The sequence below is a fragment of the Lactonifactor longoviformis DSM 17459 genome (assembly GCF_900129135.1).
Lineage (GTDB): Bacteria > Bacillota > Clostridia > Lachnospirales > Lachnospiraceae > Lactonifactor > Lactonifactor longoviformis.
In genome coordinates this window covers 75,781-96,569 of sequence record NZ_FQVI01000004.1, presented here as the reverse complement: position 1 = coordinate 96,569, position 20,789 = coordinate 75,781, and the positions used below count along the sequence as shown (strand labels likewise).

The window sequence follows — 20,789 nt, the reverse complement described above, 5'->3', positions numbered from 1 at the left end:
AAGCTACCAATGATTTTAGATAAGATAAATCAGCCAAACGATATAAAAAAAATACCGCTGGAGGAATTCCCCCAGCTTGCCTCAGAGATCCGTCAGTTTCTGATAGAATCCCTGAGTAAGACTGGGGGGCATCTGGCCTCCAATCTGGGTGTGGTAGAGCTTACTATGGCGCTCCACAATGTCATGGACCTTCCCACAGATAAGATCATCTGGGATGTAGGACACCAGTCTTACACCCACAAAATCCTGACCGGAAGAAAGGATGGGTTTGAGAATCTTAGAAAATATCAGGGGATGAGCGGATTTCCGAAAAGGTGTGAAAGCCAGTGCGATTCTTTCGACACAGGGCACAGTTCCACCTCTGTTTCCGCAGGCCTGGGATATGTGGCAGGGCGGGATCTCAAAGGGGAAAATTATCGTGTGGTGTCTGTAATCGGCGACGGGGCCCTTACCGGGGGGATGGCTTATGAAGCGCTGAACAATGCCTCAGAGCTGAAAACAAATTTTATTATAGTACTAAATGACAATAAGATGTCCATCTCTGAAAATGTAGGAGGTATTTCCCAGTATCTGGGGAATATACGCACTGCCGAAGCCTACACCGGACTGAAAATGAGTGTGACGAAGAGCCTCAATAAAATGCCCAGTGTGGGACCAGCAATTGTAAAAAAGATACACAAGACAAAAAGCAGCATCAAGCAGCTTTTTATTCCGGGAATGTTTTTTGAAGATATGGGCATTACCTACCTGGGACCTGTAAACGGCCATGACATCCGCCAGACTATGCGTGTGCTTAATGAAGCCAAAAAGGTGGAGGGAGCAGTCATTGTCCATGTCCTTACAGAAAAAGGAAAGGGATATGAACCCGCTATGCGCCATCCCGCAAGGTTCCACGGAACCACTCCCTTTGATATCACCAACGGCATACCCACAAGCAGCGGGAATAAAGCAAGCTACACGGACATATTTTCCACAGTTATGAGAAAGTTCGGCGACAGGAATCCGGATGTGGTGGCAGTGACTGCAGCCATGCCGGACGGGACGGGACTGAAGCGATTCCGGAATATGTTTCCAGACCGCTTCTTTGATGTGGGAATTGCGGAGCAGCATGCAGTTACCTTTGCCGCGGGTCTGGCGCTGGGCGGTCTGATACCTGTGGTTGCCATCTATTCCTCTTTTTTGCAGAGAGCATTTGACCAGGTGATTCATGATGTCTGCATGCAGAACCTACATGTAGTATTTGCCATTGATCGGGCAGGACTGGTAGGAAGCGATGGGGAGACCCATCAGGGATGCTTTGATTTGTCTTATCTCTCTCTGATTCCCAACATGACAGTGATGGCTCCGAAAAACAAGTGGGAACTGTCGGATATGCTGAAATATGCCGTGGCCTATGACGGGCCTATTGCCATCAGATATCCCAGAGGGGAGGCCTATGACGGCCTTGAGGAGTACAGGGAAGAGATTCGCTGCGGAAAAGGAGAATGGATCTACAGAGAGTCGGGGATTCTGCTGCTGGCAGCAGGGAGTATGGTGAAAACAGCGGTGAAGATCAGAGAGATGCTGAAGGAAAAGGGATACAGGGTGTCTCTGGTGAATGCCAGATTTGTAAAGCCTATTGATACAGAGATTATCTGTGAAGCCGCAAAGGATCACGGCCTCATCGTCACTCTGGAGGAAAATGTAAAGAGCGGCGGGTTTGGGGAGCATGTGGCGGACTGTGTGAGTACCAGGAAGCTTCCGGTTAAGGTGATGATCCGTGCATTGCCGGATCGGTTTGTAGAGCAGGGGAATGTAGGAATGCTCCACCAAGAGGTGGGGCTGGATCCTGAGGCAGTATGCCAATCCATACTGGAGGAAGAAGCTATATGAAAGAGCGTTTAGATGTTTTACTGGTAAACCGGAACCTTGCCGCTTCCAGAGAAAAAGCCAAAGCAGTAATAATGTCAGGGAATGTATTTGTAGAAGGACAGAGGGAGGACAAGGCCGGAACTATGTTTCCGGATACGGTGGAGATCACAGTCAAAGGGAATCCTCTGAAGTATGTGAGCAGAGGAGGCCTGAAGCTGGAGAAAGCCATGACACATTTTGGCCTGGAGCTTGCTGGAAAAGTATGCATGGACGTAGGTTCCTCCACCGGAGGATTTACAGACTGCATGCTTCAGAACGGAGCAGTTAAAGTATATGCAGTGGATGTGGGGCATGGGCAGCTGGACTGGAAACTGCGTCAGGACGAACGGGTCATCTGTATGGAGAAAACCAATATCCGTTATGTGCTTCCGGAGCACATACAGGAGGCGCCGCAGTTTGTTTCTATCGATGTATCCTTTATCTCCCTCACTAAAGTTTTGCTGCCGATTCGGGAGCTTATGGCAGAGGCAGGGGAAATTGTCTGTCTGATCAAACCTCAGTTTGAGGCAGGAAGAGAAAAGGTTGGCAAAAAGGGGGTAGTCAGGGACCCCCAGGTTCATGAGGAAGTGATACGGAAAGTAATCGATTACGCACAAAGCATCTCCTTTCGGGTTCTGCATCTGGAATTTTCCCCGATCAAAGGACCGGAGGGAAATATCGAATATTTGCTGCATCTGGGAAAATTCCCCGGGGAGGAGAACACACAAAGACAGGTGACAGCAGAGATAAAAGAAATTGTAGAAAAGGCACACGGTACATTAGACTGACAGGTGAGGGATATGAAAAAATTCTACATAATTACAAACAGCAGTAAAGATGAAGGATTGACAGTGACAAAAGAGATCGTGGGCTATCTGAAGGCGCAGGGATGCCAGTGTACCATACAGACAGAAAGAGACCGGGATCCGAATGCAGGTTATCATTATACGAATGTAAAGCTGATTCCGGAAGATGCGGACTGCGTCATCGTTCTGGGCGGGGACGGAACCCTGCTCCAGGCAGCCAGGGATGTGATAGACCGTCAGATCCCTCTGCTGGGCATCAATATGGGAACACTGGGGTATCTGGCAGAGATAGACCGTGATTCCATCGGTCCTGCCATTGATCATCTGATACGGGATGAGTATGAAATAGAGAGAAGAATGATGCTCACAGGGGATATGTACCGGGGAAGGGAGATTATAGCCTCAGATATTGCCCTGAACGATATCGTGATTGTCAGGGACGGACCAATGAGGATGGTCAGGTTCAAAAATTATGTTAACGGTGAGTTCCTGAATACCTACACTGCAGACGGAATTATAATATCAACACCTACCGGATCCACCGGATACAGCCTTTCGGTGGGCGGACCCATTGTATCGCCCGGAGCTTCTATGATTATGATGACACCTATAGCGCCTCATACGCTGAACACAAGAAGTATTATATTTTCTTCCGAGGATGAGATAACGGTGGAGATCGCGCAGGGGAAATCAAAAGGAGATGCCAAGGCGATCGCAAGCTTTGACGGGGATACGGATCTCACCATGACAACCGGAGATCGCATAGTGATACGCAGGGCTAAACCAGATACTCAGATTATAAAGATCAGTAATCTGAGCTTTTTAGAGGTGCTGCGGCAAAAGATGAGTACCAGCTAATGTGTGAGGATAACATCTCGGGAGGGTACAAAACATGAAGATAGCAAGACATTCAAAAATTATTGAATTAATCAATCAATATGATATTGAAACACAGGAAGAGCTTGCCGACAAGCTGCAGGAGGCTGGATATAAGGTTACACAGGCCACTATTTCCAGGGATATCCGGGAACTTAAACTTACAAAAATAGCGGATGGAATCGGACGTTCCAGATATGCGGTTCTCGAAAACAAGAATCAGAATATGAGTGAAAAATACACCAGAGTGCTGAAGGACGCATTCCTATCCATGGATATGGCTCAGAATATCCTGGTAATCAAGACGGTATCCGGGATGGCTATGGCCGCGGCCGCAGCCCTGGATGAACTGAACTGGGAAGAGATCGTCGGATGTATTGCAGGGGACAATACGATCATGTGTGCGGTAAAAAGTGTAGATGAAACGCTGCTGCTCATGGAGAAGATCCGACGGATCCTGGAAAACTGAAGAAAGATCAGAAGAAGAGAGTGTAAAGGAGCAAAGATATGCTGGTTAATTTACACGTAAAAAATTTGGCACTGATAGATGAAATTGAAGTGGATTTTGATGAAGGTCTTAATATTTTAACCGGTGAAACCGGAGCGGGTAAGTCTATTATTATAGGCTCTATTAGTCTTGCCCTCGGAGGCAAGATGTCCCGGGACATGATCAGGGAAAATGCACCCTTTGCGCTGGTAGAATTGGTATTTTCTGTAAATAATCCTAAAATTCTGGAAGAATTGAAGAAACAGGATATTTTTGCAGAAGACGGGCAGATTATCATTACCAGAAAGATTACAGGAAACCGAAGCATCAGTAAGATAAACGGAGAAGCCTGCACGGTTGCCCAGATTCGGGAAGCCGCCGGCAAATTGCTGGATATTCATGGCCAGCACGAACATCAGTCTTTATTATATCCCGCAAAACAGCTGGAGATACTGGATGAATATGGGAAGGATAATCTGGCGGGCAGCATCCAAAAAGTAAGAGAGGCTTTCCGCAGATACAAAAAAATGCAGGAAGAACTGGCGGAATACCAGATGGACGAAGAGCAGAGAACCCGTGAAATATCATTTCTGGAATTTGAGATTAAGGAAATCACAGACGCAGATCTGAAGAATGGCGAGGACGAGGAGCTGGAGCAGAGGTATCGAAAACTGCTGAACGGAAAGAAAATTCTGGAGAACGCTTCACAGGTATACCAGATGTGTGCAGCAGACAGCGGCTGCAGCGATCTCCTGGGACGAAGCCTGTATCAGCTGGCCCAGGTGGCTGAATATGACGATACCCTGGCTGGCCTCTGCAGTGCTTTAAGCGATACAGAAGCCCTTTTAAATGATTTCAACAGAGAACTTTCAGGTTACCTGGATAACTTCTCCTATTCGGAAGAAGAATTTCATGAGATAGAAGAGCGCCTGGATTGGATCAATCACCTGAAAATGAAATATGGCCAGAGCATAGAGCTTATTCTGATGCAGCTTGATGAAAAAGAAAAACGGCTGGCTCATCTGCTGGATTTTGAGACAGAAAAAACCAGATTACTGACAGAATATAATATAGAAGAAAAAAAACTGTCCGAGGCCTGCCGGGAACTTTCTGAAAAAAGAAAAGAGGAGGCCTTAAAGCTGGAATTAAATGTTACAGAGGGGCTAAGAGACCTGAATTTTGCGGATGTAAGATTTAAAGTGAACTTTTCTGAAAAGGAACATTTTTCTGCAGAGGGTACAGATTCTGTGGAGTACCTCATCGCCACCAATCCCGGAGAGGCATTAAAACCTCTGGCAAAGGTGGTATCAGGAGGAGAACTTTCCCGTATTATGCTGGCGATCAAGACTCTGCTGGCAGACAAGGATGAGACAGAGACACTGATTTTTGACGAGATAGACACAGGCATCAGCGGCAGGACAGCCCAGAAGGTTTCAGAAAAAATGGCGGTTATCGGGAGAAATCACCAGGTGCTCTGCATTACCCACCTTCCTCAGATTGCTGCTATGGCAGATTCACACTACCTGATTGAAAAAAAAGTGTCAAATATGGAAACCACTACCCGGATACATCGTATCGGTCAGGAGGCATCCATAGAGGAGATTGCCAGGATTCTCGGGGGTGCAAAAATTACCAGTACGGTTTTAGAGAGTGCACGGGAGATGAAGGATTTGGCACAGGTACAAAAAAATTCAAGAGTGAAATAAGCAAATAATCACATACTAAAAAAGGTACACGATGGTGTATCTTTTTCTTTTTTTGAAAGGATGTGATATTTTGCATAGAAAGCGTAATTATAGACGGTTTCTACTCGTATTATTATTATTGAATATAATAGGAATTGGCGTTTACAGCTATATTTCTATCAGAGATTCAATTCCGGATGATGTGAGAATCCGGGCAGAAGAACAGGACGGCCTGGCAAGTATCCTGGAGCAGAACCCTCTGATCACCTATGATGATTCCCTTTCTGTGGCGGGTAATAAGACTTATACGATTGAATGCCGTCTCTGCCATGTAATGCCTCTGAAAAAAGTTAAGGTGCAGATTGTTGAGGATACCTGGGTAGCTGCTTCGGGTACTCCCATCGGTCTGTATATGGAGACAGAGGGAGTAATGATCATTGGGTCCGGGGATGTAGTATCTACGGACGGTATCGCCTATCAGCCGGCTGAGCATATCGTACAGGCCGGCGACTACATTCTGAAAGCCAATGGAACAGACATCACCAATAAAAACCAGCTTATCTCTATGATACACGACAGCAACGGGGAGACGATGGAGTTACTTGTGGACAGGAACGGAGAGGAAATTCCACTTTCGCTTACACCACTTTTAGGGGAAGACAATTCTTATAAGCTGGGAATTTGGGTCAGAGATAATACACAGGGCATCGGAACTCTTACCTATGTGGACGCCCATGGGAATTACGGAGCACTGGGCCACGGCATCAGCGATGTGGACACAGGGGAACTCCTCAAGCTGGACAGAGGAGAGCTATACCAGGCGGAGATTCTCTCCGTTATGAAAGGCTCAAAGGGAAATCCGGGAGAGCTCTCTGGTGTGATCAATTATCAAAAAAGCAATCAGCTGGGGTCAATCGACATAAACAGCGAAAAGGGAATATTCGGCACAATTCCCGCAGAATCAAGAGAATCACTGCATTTGGTGCCTATGGAAGTGGGCCTGAAACAGGATGTTACAACAGGAAGTGCCAAAATTCTGACCACTGTAAAAGGAGAAACAAAAGAGTTCGACATAGAAATTACAGAGATTTTCTGGGATCAGGCAGATACGAATAAGGCTTTTTCCATCCAGGTGACAGACCCTGACCTATTGGAGTATTCCGGCGGAATTGTGCAGGGAATGAGCGGCAGCCCGGTGATTCAGAACGGGAAAATCATAGGTGCTGTGACTCATGTATTCGTTCAGGATGCTACAAAAGGATACGGAATCTTCATAGAAAATATGCTGGAGTAAGCTGAAAACAGAAGGGGAAATAATGTCTATAATGTCGAAATGTGACGGAAAATACACAGAATTGTCAGCGGATTCAACTTGATTATACAAAGAATAAATACTATAATACAATTATCGCTCAGAAATGAAGAAGAGAGGGCGCCCAAAAATTTCTGACGACAACCGAGAACTATGAGGAAATATGGAGGAGTAGTAATGGAAAAATTGAATGTTGCCATAGCAGATGACAATGAAAAAATGCTGGATTTGTTGGGAAATATCATAAACGAAGACAAAGAGCTGGAACTGGTAGGACACGCAAGTAATGGGGAAGATATTTACGAGATTATACGTGAAAAAGAGCCGGATGTTGTATTGCTTGATATTATTATGCCGAAGGTAGACGGACTGTCAGTTATGGAACGGGTGGGAAGAGATGTAGAAATCAAAAAACATCCTGCATTTATTGTTGTATCTGCTGTCGGACAGGAACAAATTACGGAAGATGCTTTTAATCTGGGCGCGAATTATTATATTTTGAAGCCATTTGACAATAATATGCTGTTGAATCGTATCAAACATATAAAAAATACCATGAGCGGAAAGACAAAAGAGCTGAGAAAAGTAAACGCTTACGAAAACAAGGGGGATTATTTCGAAAGAAATCTGGAAGCTGATGTGACAAATATCATTCATGAGATTGGCGTACCTGCACATATTAAAGGATATCAGTATCTGCGGGATGCCATCATTTTATCTGTTAATGACATGGAGATGCTTAACTCTATCACTAAAATATTATATCCGACCATTGCTAAAAAACATCAGACGACACCAAGCAGAGTAGAGCGTGCCATCCGACATGCCATAGAGGTGGCGTGGAGCAGAGGGAAAATGGACACCATAGATGAACTGTTTGGATATACAGTTAGTACAGGAAAAGGCAAACCAACGAATTCAGAATTCATTGCCTTAATTGCAGATAAAATTCGTTTAGAATACAAAAATAATTAGTAAGATCCTGTTACCGCCTTTTCATCTACCTTAAAATAGGCTATAATATCATTAATCAATGTTCTTACTCAAGGAGGATAACATATGAAAAAGATAATGTTTGTAGCATCTGAGGCGGTACCTTTTATTAAAACCGGAGGGTTGGCGGATGTTGTAGGTGCCCTGCCCAAATGTTTCGATAAAGAATATTTTGATGTGCGGGTAATCATACCCAAATATCAGTGCATGAAAGAGGAATTTAAGAATCAGTTACAGTATGTAGCTCATTTTTATATGGATATAGGATACAGAAATGAATATGTGGGAATTCTGGAGCTGGAATACGAAGGAATTCACTTCTATTTCATAGATAATGAATATTATTTCTCAGGATATCGCCCGTACGGGGACATTCGGTTTGATCTGGAGAAATTCGCATTTTTCTCTAAAGCAGCACTGTCCATACTTCCCGTAATTGATTTTAAGCCGGATATTATTCACTGCCATGACTGGCAGACAGGACTGATTCCCGTTTATCTGAAAGACCAATTTCAGCTGGGTGACTTCTACAGAGAAATTAAGAGCGTAATCACGATACATAACCTGAGATTTCAGGGGACGTGGGATGTAAAGACCGTCCGGGAAATCACTGGGTTGCCGGATTACTTCTTTACGCCAGACAAGCTGGAAGCATACAAAGACGCCAATTATCTTAAGGGGGGGATTGTCTTTGCCGATGCTATCACGACCGTGAGCAATACGTATGCCGAAGAGATTAAGACAGAGTTTTATGGAGAAAAGCTGGACGGCCTTCTGAGGGCCCGTGCCAACAGCCTCAGAGGTATTGTTAATGGAATCGATTATGATGAATATAATCCGGCAACGGATCCTTATATAACAAAGACTTATGATGCCAAGACGTTCAGGAAGGAAAAGGTAAAAAATAAAACTGCGCTGCAGAGGGATTTGGGACTTGAGACAGACCCTAAAAAGATGATGATAGGTGTTGTCTCCCGTCTCACCGATCAAAAGGGCTTTGACCTTGTTTCTTATATTATGGATGAGCTCTGCCAGGACCAAGTGCAGATTGTTATTCTCGGGACAGGGGAAGAACATTATGAGAACATGTTCCGGCATTTTGCCTGGAAATACAATGGAAAAGTGTCTGCCAACATATATTATGATGAGGCAATGTCTCACCGTATTTATGCGTCCTCAGATGCCTTCCTTATGCCTTCTCTGTTCGAGCCCTGCGGCCTGAGTCAGCTTATGAGCCTGCGGTACGGAACCCTGCCGATCGTCAGGGAAACCGGAGGCTTAAAGGACACCGTGGAGCCCTACAATGAATTTGAGAACTCAGGCACTGGCTTTAGCTTTAAAAATTTCAATGCCCATGAGATGCTTGCCACTATCCGCTATGCAGAAAAAGTCTACTACGACAAGAAAAGAGAGTGGAATAAAATGGTGGACCGTGCCATGGCCAGAGATTATTCCTGGAACAGCTCGGCGAAACAGTATGAGGAAATGTATAACTGGCTGATCGGCTATTAACTGGAACCGTCAAAAATCCGTATAAAACCTGATAAATATGCCATACTACCATAGTATAGAAAATATCAGGAGGTTATGTTATGACAGATTTATCAGAATTAGACGTTCAGAATCTTCGCCACTTAATCGGTGGATACGAAACCACTCACTGTAAGATGCAGGATTATGCCCATGAGGCTCAGGATCCTCAGGTAAAGCAGTTTTTTCAAAAATCTGCGCAGTCCGCAATGGAAACTAAGCAACAGCTGATGCAGTTCTTACGGTAGGAGGTTAGAAAATGACAGAAAAAACAATGGTATCCGATACTTTAGCAGGCATTAACGGCGAATTATTACGTTACAGCGAGATGATTTCTCAGACAGAAAATCCACAGTTAAAACAGACATTAAAGCAGATCCGCAATCAGTGTGAAATGTCTCACGAAGAGATTTACCAGATTGCAAGAGCGAAAGCTTACTACGTTCCGGCTTCTAAGGCAACCCCGGAAGAAGTTGCCCATGTTCGTTCCTTATTCGAACAGCCGCAGATGCAGTAATAAACAGGTATGAAAAGGAGTCCATTTATAGATTGAGTCTATAAATGGACTCCTTTTATTTCAAAACCCAATTAGACTTTCCGGGGCCGGAAAGATATACTGGAAAAAAGAGGAACCGGAGGCATCTGCGTCCGGAATATACAGGAGGGTAATCATGGAATTAATCAAAGAGCTGCCAGAGGTGTTTGAAGATTTTGCGGAGCAGAGAAAGAATTCTTTTTTGGCTGTGAAAGAATTGAAGGATCAGGGAGTCCCTGTGGTAGGAGTATTCTGTACCTATCTGCCCCAGGAGATTCCGGCAGCTATGGGGGCAGCTGTCGTAGGACTTTGCTCCACCTCAGATGAGACAATCCCGGAGGCGGAAAAAGAACTTCCCAGAAATCTATGTCCGTTAATTAAGTCCAGCTATGGATTTGCCAAAACCGATAAATGTCCGTTTTTTTATTTTTCAGACCTGATAGTCGGAGAGACAACCTGTGACGGAAAGAAAAAGATGTACGAACAGCTGGGGGAATTTAAGCCGGTGCATGTGATGGAACTGCCAAACAGCCAGAGTGAAGACGGACTGCAAATGTATAAAAATGAAATCATCCGTTTTCAGAAGGTTCTGGAAGAAAAGTTCGGGATAACCATAACAGAAGAAGATATCCGCAGGGCAACACACCTGAGAAATGAAGAGCGAAAGGCTTTAAAAGCTTTTTATGAATTGATGAAGCTGGATCCGGCTCCCATGAAAGGGCAGGATTTGTTTCAGATTCTGTATGGCTCTACCTTTAAGTTTGACAAAGAAAAGGTAGTAAGTGAAATAAACGCTATTCGTGAGAAAGTCGAGTCAGAATATAAAGAGGGAAAGTGTCTGGATAAACGTCCCAGAATATTGGTGACAGGTTCGCCGGTAGCGGGAGGGGCCATGAAGGTGGTTAAGGCTATTGAGGATAACGGCGGCGTGGTGGTTGCATTTGAAAACTGCGGAGGGGCCCGTTCTATAGAAGCCCTGGTAGACGAAGATGCTCCCGACATCTATCAGGCTCTGGCGAGCCGTTATCTGAGTCTTGGCTGTTCCTGTATGTCTCCCAATCCCAACCGCTACCGCCTCATGGGGGAACTCATCGAGGATTACAAGGCGGATGCTGTTGTGGATGTAGTGCTTCAGGCCTGCCATACATATAATGTGGAGACTATGGGAATAAAGAAATATGTCAAAGAACAATATGGGATTCCTTATATGTCATTGGAGACCGATTATTCTACTGGGGATATTGGTCAGCTGAACACAAGAATGGCCGCATTTATTGAGATGCTGTAGGGAGCCGGATATGTTGTATAGTTTAGGAATAGATTCGGGCTCTACCACAACAAAAGGGGTGCTGTATGACGGAAAAAATGTTCTGCGTATGGAGATGATCCCAACAACTGCCTGCCCACAGCAGAGTATACGGCAGATTTACGAGGCTTTATGGAGTGAGAACGTAGGGTATACGGTTACCACAGGATATGGCAGAGAACTTTTGACAGAGGCAGATAAAAAAGTCACAGAGATTACCTGCCATGCCAGGGGTGCAGCCTTTCTAAACCCCGGGATTGGAGCAGTGGTGGATATCGGAGGCCAGGACAGCAAAGCGATACTTTTGGATAGGGATTTAAATGTAATTGACTTTTTGATGAATGATAAATGCGCTGCAGGCACCGGGCGTTTTGTAGAGGTAATGATGCGTACCCTGGAGCGGCCGGTTGCCGAAATGGATGACTTTGTAGCAGGCTGCAAGCCGTTAAATATCAGCAGTATGTGTACCGTATTTGCCGAAAGCGAGATTGTGAGTCTCCTTGCCAAAGGAGAAAATCCGGGCGATATTGCCCTGGGAGTGATTCATTCTGTCTGCCGGCGAACGGCCATCTTCGCCCAGCGGCTGAAGCTGGAAGGGGATATCTTTTTTTCCGGCGGTCTTTCCAGGTTTCGTATTTTTTCCGAGGTGTTGGAGCAATATTTGAACCGCCCGGTGTATACATCACCGGCCGCGCAATACGCAGGAGCTTTGGGTGCAGCAGTGATCGGATACAGAAAACTTATATAATGCCTCCATTTTATGGAAATAAAATATAGTTTATAGGATTTTCAGAAGTTGGTCATCCCTTTGTCACAATTATTTTGTATAGTATAACTATGGCAGGCGTCAGCCCTGACAGAAGTCTGATGGAATGAATCATTTGTCAGGATCATATGGTGCAACAGGGGAATGTATATGGAGGTTATGGTATGAAGTATATGAGTTATTACGAGGAAAACGGCAGAATAACAAAAAACGATTACCGGAGAATAGAAAAGACATTACAGGAAGAGGCACCTGATAAGTTTGAGAGGATGCTCCTTCGCAAAATGGAGTTTGTCAATGTGGAAGGATACATATCCCGTGACGAAGAGCTTCCCTGCTATTATCTGTGCAGAAAGACAAAAGAAAATCATGAAGAATTTCTCTATCTGGAAAAGAAAAATGTCCAGAACGGCGTTGTATATAAGTATTGCTGTACCCTGACCCGCGAAGAATGCCAGGCGGTTATGGACGGCAACATTGTCTGGATGCAGGAACATGAGCATCCTCTTGTGCGGGATCTCTACCGCCAGATGACGATTAACGGCCTGGAGCTTGGGGGGCTCAAGGAGTACGAGAGAAAGGTATATCAGTCTAAAAAGGACAGCAGAATTGTTTTTGATGAAAGAATTCAGCGGATCATAGGAAAACATGTCACTTTGTTTGAGGAAGAGGGGATGCGTGTGGATTGCCTCTTCGGACATCAGGTACATATCAGCTACAGAAGAGATAAGACAATTCCCCGGATGATCGCCAATATGGTACAGAATCAGGAACAGGTTTCCGAGGATTTTGCATTTGCGTAACAGCTTATAAAAGAGAAGAAGAGGTCAGAGGCAGGAAGCCCCTGGCATCTTCTTCTTTTTGCAGACAAAATATGCTATAATAGCAAATATTAGGAGATTATATTACAATCGGCTGAATGGCTGCGTCGGGGGAGAATGCCTATGCACTTAAAATATACTGTATCAGACAAGGACTACCGGAAATTTATATGGAAGGAACTGCTTTTTGAACATGTATGGAATCCCTTGATTCTGTTAGCGTATTTTGCTTTTTGGCAGGTGACGTTTCTGCTGGCGCAATATGGGATGATTAAGAGAAACCTGCCGTTTTTTGTTTTGCTTCTGCTGTTTTTTATTGGGGTTATGGTGGAATTCTTATTCCGGGGAGACAGACGGATACACCGGAAAGTGACAAATTACGGGGACTTACTTTATTTTACTTCTATTGAAGTGTTTATTATGGAAAAAGACGGAGACGTTAAAAATTGTATTCCCTGGAAGGAACTGAAAAGACTGAAGGAGAATAAAAAGTGGGTATTTCTGTATTTCACAGATCTGCGGTTTATTCCCGTAGAGAAAGCAGCGATTCAGGAATCCATGAGAGGTGAACTCAGGCAGCTGCTGGAGAGTAAAAAGCATATCCGGAAAGTCAGCCTTCGCTGGACAGTTCTTGTGCTGTGGGGCCTTATTACAGTTTTTGGAATGTATGCTGTGGGAAAGTCGGCAGTTTCCTATAACGGTAAGCTGTCGTGGAAGATAGAACAGTGGAAGAGTGTGCGCAAGGTAAGCCTTGACAGTGATAATATTTATGAGATCAGACTGGAAGGTATGATGGAACGCATCGGGAGAAGAATTGAAATATCCCCTCACCTGTCAGTGAAAAATTACTCCGTACAATTTCAGGCAGACGGGACCATTGATACTATTGATATGTTCTTATATGGATTTGACGGTAATTACAAACCCCACAGGAATTATCTTATATGGTATGACAGGGATAAGGATAAAAGCCTGTATGTCAGGGTACAAAACCTGGAAGGCATAGAAGGAGATGGGACAGCCTATGACCTGGACAGTGATTTTTCCATCCTTGAAATTATGATGGAGAAAATTCCTCTGGAGGAAGATGTGTCTCAATGGAAGGAGAAGGAGTACGGACTGCTCTACAAAGGCAATTATAATTGGGGATCCGATAAAACGGGGCTCCGGTTTATTGACAGGGATGGATCAGTTTCGCTGCCCTCCCCGGAGGAATGGGAGATTAAGGGTCCGAGCCTTTCAGTCTACTGTGTGGGCAGGCAGGAGGAGATTACCCCGGTAAGATATGTATACAAAAAATAAGGGGAATGATGTATGAATGGAAGAAAGCTGGCACTGGCCGGGATAGCCGTTTTTGCCCTGGGACTCGTCGGCTGTGAAAAGCCAATGTTTTTTGAAGCTCTGCTGAAGGATACGAATCAGCTTTTTGGAAAAACGGAGAGTGAAGGGCAGACATCCGCATATGGATGGGATTTTGATAAATACTTACTTCCTCCTGCATTTGCTCAGGAGACACTGGAGGCCATAGGCGCCATGTCCCCTGTCAATGAAGGGCTGGTGAGGGAGGTAAGGGATGAATACGAGCGGGTGGAGGAGTCAGCTATAGAATGTTCCGATAATCCGTATCAGGTTCCCTGTACGGATCCTGACATGTTTTGGGATACAGCCAGGGAAATGATAAATCGCTATTTTACTGGCCTGACGGCTCAATACGGGACATATGAGGCGCTGACATCTGAACAGCGGATAGATTATGCAGAAGTCCTGGACTGCCGGCTCATCGCAGGGGATCGGGGGGCATTTGCGGCGGAAACTGTTGTGAATCTGCATGTACCGGACGCAGAGACCTCTCGTTACAAGGAGTATGGCGTTTCCTGGCAGGAGAATGTCATTCGGTGTGCTCTGACTGTCTGTGGAGAGCAGGCATCCGATTATATCTATGAACTGAAAGGGATTGTGCAGACGGAGGACGCCAGAAGCGTGACAGACACCCAGGTACCTTATATCCAGCCCGCTGCTCCAAGAGAAAAAGAAGGATCGTATCAGCTTCAGGAGAAGACGCTCAGTGTCTCATATGATAAGGGGAAAAGCTGGACGGCAGTTCCTGTGACTATGGAAGATCTCTTTGTGCATACAGATATAGAAAGCCAGGGCGTGCCGGCGTCTCTGGATCAGGGAAGCTATATTATTTCTCCTGGACTCACTGCCTTCTTGTACGGCGGAGAGGAGGGAAAGCCTGTAACTATGATACTCTCCCGGGATCAGGGAAAAACCTGGGAGGAAAAAAAGGTATCAGACCGGATTGCCGTAAGACGCAGCTTTCTATCAGTCACTGAAAATTGTATCTACGCAGTTACCGGAGGAGATAAGACAATGGGTTCGGAATACCAGGAGGTACTGGTCAGCCGGGACGGAGGGGATACCTGGGAGCAGTGTGCTTCCCCGTCGGAAAACGGCACATTTCTCACACAGGATGTGAATTTTGTGAGTGATGCTGTGGGATTTATCACAGTAACCAGTCATGAAACCCCGGACTTTTACCGCACGGAGGACGGAGGAGTCTCCTGGACGCAGATGTCGGTGGAACTTCCTGTTCCTTATTACTCTGCTAATTTTTCCATGGCATGGGCGCCGTGGCAGGAGGGAGAGCACCTGGTGATGTATGTGGGCCAGGATGAATCTGCTCCATTTTCCGGAATGATGTGCCGTTATATCAGCCCGGATCTGGGGAGAACGTGGTCGTTTGACGGATACGGGATAAGTCAGTAACCCCTTGACTTATCCCTTTTTTCATGTTACTTTAATACCGTACATTTCTAAATTTTCCGGCGAATCAGCCAAACTATTCCAGTGGATAACAGCAGATAGAAGGTGGGATGCCTATGTCCTGATAAGAGTGGATTTGAGAAAATAACAGGTTGACAAGAATTAAAAAAAAGTGTAGTATAATAGTATTGAAAAACGAACATAAGTTCGTTAGCAAAAAGGAGACGGACAATGATTAAAGAGGATAAATTAAAGGCATTGGATGCCGCTATAGGACAGATAGAGAAGCAGTACGGAAAAGGTTCTATTATGAAGCTGGGCGACTCCGGGGTGAATATGAACGTGGAGACAATCCCCACAGGTTCTCTGAGCCTTGACATTGCTCTGGGTTTGGGCGGCGTTCCCAGAGGAAGGGTGGTAGAGGTATACGGCCCGGAATCCAGCGGTAAAACCACAGTAGCCCTGCATATGGTGGCAGAGGTACAGAAAAGAGGAGGAATCGCCGGATTTATTGATGCAGAGCATGCGTTGGATCCTGCCTACGCCAAGAGAATTGGTGTGGATATTGATAATTTATACATATCTCAGCCGGATAACGGAGAACAGGCGCTGGAGATTACAGAAACCATGGTGCGTTCCGGTGCAGTGGATATTGTAATTGTGGACTCTGTGGCAGCTTTGGTGCCTAAGGCCGAGATTGACGGCGATATGGGGGACAGCCATGTGGGACTTCAGGCCAGGCTGATGTCACAGGCACTGAGAAAGCTTACAGGAGTCATCAGCAAGTCCAACTGTATTGTTATTTTTATCAATCAGCTGAGGGAAAAAGTAGGGATTATGTTCGGCAATCCTGAGACGACTACGGGCGGCCGGGCATTGAAGTTTTACTCCTCTATCCGATTGGATGTGAGAAGAATTGAAGCCCTCAAGCAGGGGGGCGAGGTTGTGGGAAACAGAACCCGCATTAAAGTGGTTAAGAATAAGATTGCGCCTCCGTTTAAGGAAGCAGAGTTTGATATTATGTTCGGACAGGGTATTTCCAGAGAAGGAGATATATTGGATCTGGCAGCCAATGTGGGAATTATTAACAAGAGTGGTGCCTGGTATGCTTACAGTGACGGCAAGATTGGACAGGGAAGAGAAAACGCTAAGCAGTATCTGAGGGAGAACCCTCAGATTATGGAGGAAGTGGAACAGAAGGTGAGGGAGCATTACGGCCTGACCGCCAAAGTGACGCAGGAAGGACAGGCACCTGACAGCGATGGAGAGACAGGGAGGGATGTATGATAGTCACAGGAATTGAACCTGTAACCAAGACGAAATATAAAGTTGAGATTGACGGACAGCTTGCTTTTATGCTATATAAGGGCGAGCTGTCCCATTATCATATCCGGATACAGGAAGAGATAGAAGAGGATACGTATCGACAAATCCTCAGTGAGGTACTGGAAAAAAGAGCAAAGCTAAGAGCTATGCATCTTCTCACGAAGATGGATCGGACAGAAAAAGAATTGTGTGAAAAACTAAAGAATGACGGTCATCCCGCATGCGTGGTAGAGGCAGCTGTAGCATATGTAAAATCTTATGGATATATCGATGACAGGCAGTATGCCCGAAAGTATATAGAATCTCAGAAAGAAAAAAAAGGGTTTCGGAGAATTGCCATGGAACTGTCTCATAAAGGGATTGCCAGGGAGTTAATTGCTGAGGCGGCAGAGGAGGCGGCGCTGCCCGAAGCCAGAGAGCAGATTCGGGAGTTGGTTCGAAAGAAGAAAAAGGAGGAACGTCTCAGTGAAAAGGAGAAGCTGAGGCTTTACGGATTCCTTGCAAGACGGGGATTCTCCAGCTCAGATATCTGGGATGTCTTATCGGAAGAGCAGGAATAGGCAGGCATTGTTATATTGTATAAAAGTATGCATGAAAGCTTGACATAATTGTTAAAACAGTATAAAATTGAACTGTTGTATTTGTACAATGAAAACTTAATAAGGAGGTGCTCCTGTGACAGGTGCAAGTGTAATCATTGCAATTGTTGCTGTGTTAGTCGCGCTGCTTATAGCTATTCCGGTTACTGCAAATGTAGCGGTTAAGAAAAAGATCGAAAAGGATGCAGAAACCATTGGGACAGCAGAGGTCAAAGCAAGGAACATAATAGATGAAGCATTGAAAACGGCTGAAACTAAGAAACGAGAAGCTCTCTTAGAGGCAAAAGAAGAATCCTTGAAGCTGAAAAATGAGGCAGAAAAAGAGACAAAGGAGAGACGTGCTGAGGTACAGAAGTATGAAAAGCGCGTTTTGTCTAAAGAGGAAGCGATTGACAAAAAAGCAGATGCGTTAGAGAGACGTGAGTCTGAAATTGCAACAAAAGAAGCAGATGTAAAGAAGAAAGAAAAGAGAGTTGACGAATTACATGATCAAGGAGTACAGGAGCTGGAAAGAATCTCAGGCCTAACCTCCGAACAAGCAAAAGAATATTTGTTGAAATCTGTAGAAGATGAAGTAAAAATTGACACCGCTAAGCTTTATAAGGAACTGGAAAGCAAGGCAAAAGAAGAAGCAGATAAGAAAGCGAAAGATTATGTAGTTACTGCCATACAAAAATGTGCAGCAGACCACGTAGCAGAATCTACCATCTCAGTAGTACAGCTTCCCAACGATGAGATGAAGGGAAGAATCATTGGTAGAGAGGGACGTAACATCCGTACATTAGAAACGCTGACAGGCGTCGACTTGATTATTGATGATACTCCGGAAGCAGTAGTATTATCTGGTTTTGATCCGATCAGGCGTGAAGTAGCACGTATTGCATTGGAAAAATTAATTGTAGACGGACGTATTCATCCGGCTAGAATTGAGGAAATGGTAGAAAAGGCGCAGAAGGAAGTAGAAACTATGATGCGCGAAGAAGGAGAAGCAGCGACACTGGAAGTTGGCGTTCACGGTATACACCCCGAATTGGTTCGTTTACTTGGACGAATGAAATTCCGGTCAAGCTACGGACAAAATGCATTAAAGCATTCCATTGAAGTAGCTCAGCTATCCGGCCTGTTAGCCGGAGAAATCGGTACAGATGTCCGTATGGCAAAACGTGCCGGCCTGTTACATGACATTGGAAAATCCATCGACCATGAAGTGGAAGGATCCCACATTCAGATCGGTGCTGACTTATGTAGAAAGTATAAAGAATCTCCCACGGTTATCAATGCAGTAGAATCCCATCATGGAGACAAAGAACCAGAATCCCTGATTGCCTGTATTGTACAAGCAGCAGATACAATTTCCGCTGCAAGACCAGGAGCCAGAAGAGAGACTTTAGAAACATATACAAACAGATTGAAACAATTAGAAGACATTACAAACTCTTTCAAAGGAGTGGACAAATCTTTTGCTATTCAGGCAGGAAGAGAGATTCGAGTGATGGTATTGCCAGATCATGTGAGTGACGCAGATATGGTATTGCTTGCCAGAGATATCTCCAAGCAGATAGAGGCTGAACTGGAATACCCAGGACAGATCAAAGTAAATGTAATTCGTGAAAGCCGCGTAATTGATTACGCGAAATAAAGGTACTTACTTGTAGTGGCAAAGCCCTTAAACCGTTGATATTGCAGAAAAGCAGCGGTTTAAGGGCTTTTTTAGCGTACGTTATTCGTGGTCTGCCTTAAGAGAAGTTTTGTCATATAAAGAGGAAAAGTTTGACTTGCTATAGGCAGATGTACGTTATATGATAGAAATATAAAATTACAGGAGGACACCACAATGGGAAGAAGACCAAAAAACATGACAACTCTCCAGAGAATTGAGTTTGTAGAGCAGCAGATTGCGGACAAGGAGGCTGAGTTAAAAGATTTAAAAGCCGAATTAAAGGACCTTAAGAAGAAGAAAGAAGAAGAGGAGATGGCTGCTCTGTACCTGGAAATCCAAAAGCAGGGACTGTCAATTGAGGATGCTTTACATAAAATTGCAGCAGAATAAACACAAGAGAAAAGAGCCCGTCGATCAGGCTCTTTTCTCTTGAAATCCTTGATTTACAGATAATTATGCTGGCATTTTACACATTTCGAATCCCGGCTGCAGTGAAAGTGAAGGATGATATCGTCCACACGGGTACAAGTGGCCTTTTTGTAGATTACGGTATGTAGTACCTTACTTGCGTCTGCAGGACATTTGCTGTCAAATGTCAGGGTGTATTCATTGTCCTTATCGTGTACATGTTCTTCCATCATCGGCTCCTTGTGTTATATCAAATTGCAGCTGCTGTCTGCAGAACTTCCAAAGGTATATGCTGATGCATCCTTTGGACAGGTAAATGACAGTTACTGCACATTAAAGTATACATCAAATGGCAGAACTTTTCCAGATGCAGCATCTAATTCATTCGGGGAGGGATCTTCATCTTTTTTTCCTAACCTGATGGTGCTATAATAGTGACAGCACATATACGATTGAAGGGAGATTTATGAAATGAATACAATCTATGGCACGGAAGGAGACTTCATAGATGCCGGACAGCTGCTGAAGATACTGACGGAACGCAATGAGGAGCTGAAATCACAGCTGGAACTGGACAGCAATATGCTTGCCAAAGGGGTCCGGCTGGCAGAACAGATCTTTAAGAAGCATTCCTATGACTTCACGGTGGATACAGAAGTATCCCATGCCTACGAGAGGGCATTAGAGATTATGTATCCCCAGGAAGGGGCTGCAGATAGGCTAAAGATTATTACCAGGAACGGACTGTTAATCGCAGAGCTGGCAGTCCAGAAGTCCGGGCAGACAAAAAAGATTTTTGTCTATAACGGAGGCGGCGATGAGCCACAGACGATTTTTATTGCAGTTCTGGACGGAAAAGATCTTTTAGAGCTTAAGGAATTCGACTGGGAGCCAGTGAGATGCCATTACATAGAAAAAACAGACTTGCCTGCGTATGTGGCAGATGCCTTAGACGCATATATTGCCTGAGGCATCTGTATATGCCGGAAAACCAGGAAGCCGGAAGCTGGAACAGGAAAACCA

21 protein-coding genes are annotated in these 20,789 nt (G+C 44.9%); 20 read left to right on the top strand and 1 reads right to left on the bottom strand.

The genetic code is table 11. The features are described from left to right. Positions 1–9 precede the first annotated feature (9 nt). From dxs to BUA56_RS06090, 19 genes are all read left to right on the top strand, one after another. Positions 10–1,872 (top strand): 1-deoxy-D-xylulose-5-phosphate synthase, encoded by a 1,863-nt coding sequence (dxs, locus tag BUA56_RS06180; protein ID WP_072849989.1) that lies wholly within the window; start codon positions 10–12, stop codon positions 1,870–1,872. Then, complete coding sequence (locus BUA56_RS06175; RefSeq protein WP_072849987.1) at positions 1,869–2,678, top strand: TlyA family RNA methyltransferase; 810 nt, start codon at positions 1,869–1,871, stop codon at positions 2,676–2,678. Before dxs ends, BUA56_RS06175 begins: the two co-directional genes overlap by 4 nt. Before the next feature lie 12 nt (positions 2,679–2,690). Then, positions 2,691–3,554: an NAD(+)/NADH kinase gene (locus BUA56_RS06170; protein WP_072849985.1), complete on the top strand. Its 864-nt coding sequence runs from the start codon at positions 2,691–2,693 to the stop codon at positions 3,552–3,554. A gap of 34 nt (positions 3,555–3,588) precedes the next feature. Then, positions 3,589–4,041 carry an arginine repressor gene (argR, locus tag BUA56_RS06165; RefSeq protein WP_072849983.1) on the top strand — a complete coding sequence of 151 codons (453 nt, stop codon included), beginning with the start codon at positions 3,589–3,591 and terminating at the stop codon, positions 4,039–4,041. 38 nt (positions 4,042–4,079) lie between these two features. Further along, positions 4,080–5,765, top strand: coding sequence for a DNA repair protein RecN (gene recN / locus BUA56_RS06160; protein ID WP_072849981.1), 1,686 nt, complete (start codon positions 4,080–4,082; stop codon positions 5,763–5,765). A gap of 31 nt (positions 5,766–5,796) precedes the next feature. Then, positions 5,797–7,038 (top strand): SpoIVB peptidase, encoded by a 1,242-nt coding sequence (gene spoIVB, locus BUA56_RS06155; protein ID WP_072849979.1) that lies wholly within the window; start codon positions 5,797–5,799, stop codon positions 7,036–7,038. A 195-nt stretch (positions 7,039–7,233) separates the two neighbouring features. Next, the gene (spo0A, locus tag BUA56_RS06150; RefSeq protein ID WP_072849977.1) at positions 7,234–8,031 is read left to right on the top strand and encodes a sporulation transcription factor Spo0A; all 798 of its coding nucleotides are present in this window, start codon (positions 7,234–7,236) and stop codon (positions 8,029–8,031) included. 84 nt (positions 8,032–8,115) lie between these two features. Then, positions 8,116–9,561 carry a glycogen synthase GlgA gene (gene glgA, locus BUA56_RS06145; RefSeq protein ID WP_072849975.1) on the top strand — a complete coding sequence of 482 codons (1,446 nt, stop codon included), beginning with the start codon at positions 8,116–8,118 and terminating at the stop codon, positions 9,559–9,561. 80 nt (positions 9,562–9,641) lie between these two features. Next, positions 9,642–9,827, top strand: coding sequence for a hypothetical protein (locus BUA56_RS06140; protein ID WP_072849973.1), 186 nt, complete (start codon positions 9,642–9,644; stop codon positions 9,825–9,827). An 11-nt stretch (positions 9,828–9,838) separates the two neighbouring features. Next, positions 9,839–10,096, top strand: coding sequence for a spore coat protein (locus tag BUA56_RS06135; protein WP_072849971.1), 258 nt, complete (start codon positions 9,839–9,841; stop codon positions 10,094–10,096). 154 nt (positions 10,097–10,250) lie between these two features. Beyond that, positions 10,251–11,402: a double-cubane-cluster-containing anaerobic reductase gene (locus tag BUA56_RS06130; protein WP_072849969.1), complete on the top strand. Its 1,152-nt coding sequence runs from the start codon at positions 10,251–10,253 to the stop codon at positions 11,400–11,402. Between the two features lie 10 nt (positions 11,403–11,412). Further along, positions 11,413–12,168: an acyl-CoA dehydratase activase gene (locus BUA56_RS06125; protein WP_072849967.1), complete on the top strand. Its 756-nt coding sequence runs from the start codon at positions 11,413–11,415 to the stop codon at positions 12,166–12,168. Between the two features lie 182 nt (positions 12,169–12,350). Next, positions 12,351–12,989: a VTC domain-containing protein gene (locus tag BUA56_RS06120; RefSeq protein WP_072849965.1), complete on the top strand. Its 639-nt coding sequence runs from the start codon at positions 12,351–12,353 to the stop codon at positions 12,987–12,989. A gap of 141 nt (positions 12,990–13,130) precedes the next feature. Continuing rightward, positions 13,131–14,309 carry a YcxB family protein gene (locus tag BUA56_RS06115; protein WP_072849963.1) on the top strand — a complete coding sequence of 393 codons (1,179 nt, stop codon included), beginning with the start codon at positions 13,131–13,133 and terminating at the stop codon, positions 14,307–14,309. 12 nt (positions 14,310–14,321) lie between these two features. Continuing rightward, positions 14,322–15,776, top strand: a complete 1,455-nt coding sequence (locus BUA56_RS06110; protein WP_072849961.1) for a WD40/YVTN/BNR-like repeat-containing protein — start codon at positions 14,322–14,324, stop codon at positions 15,774–15,776. 228 nt (positions 15,777–16,004) lie between these two features. Then, positions 16,005–17,060: a recombinase RecA gene (recA, locus tag BUA56_RS06105; protein WP_072849959.1), complete on the top strand. Its 1,056-nt coding sequence runs from the start codon at positions 16,005–16,007 to the stop codon at positions 17,058–17,060. After that, positions 17,057–17,659 carry a regulatory protein RecX gene (locus tag BUA56_RS06100; RefSeq protein WP_072849957.1) on the top strand — a complete coding sequence of 201 codons (603 nt, stop codon included), beginning with the start codon at positions 17,057–17,059 and terminating at the stop codon, positions 17,657–17,659. Before recA ends, BUA56_RS06100 begins: the two co-directional genes overlap by 4 nt. Positions 17,660–17,774: 115 nt before the next feature. Next, positions 17,775–19,337 carry a ribonuclease Y gene (gene rny, locus BUA56_RS06095; RefSeq protein ID WP_084067701.1) on the top strand — a complete coding sequence of 521 codons (1,563 nt, stop codon included), beginning with the start codon at positions 17,775–17,777 and terminating at the stop codon, positions 19,335–19,337. A 195-nt stretch (positions 19,338–19,532) separates the two neighbouring features. Then, positions 19,533–19,748 carry a hypothetical protein gene (locus tag BUA56_RS06090; RefSeq protein WP_072849955.1) on the top strand — a complete coding sequence of 72 codons (216 nt, stop codon included), beginning with the start codon at positions 19,533–19,535 and terminating at the stop codon, positions 19,746–19,748. A gap of 53 nt (positions 19,749–19,801) precedes the next feature. Here the strand turns inward: BUA56_RS06090 and BUA56_RS06085 are convergent, their stop codons facing one another. Beyond that, entirely contained in the window at positions 19,802–19,996 is a 195-nt protein-coding gene (locus tag BUA56_RS06085; RefSeq protein WP_072849953.1) for a hypothetical protein, read from the bottom strand. 241 nt (positions 19,997–20,237) lie between these two features. Here BUA56_RS06085 and BUA56_RS06080 point away from each other — a divergent pair, with 241 nt between their 5' ends. Continuing rightward, entirely contained in the window at positions 20,238–20,735 is a 498-nt protein-coding gene (locus BUA56_RS06080; RefSeq protein WP_072849950.1) for a hypothetical protein, read from the top strand. Positions 20,736–20,789 lie beyond the last annotated feature (54 nt).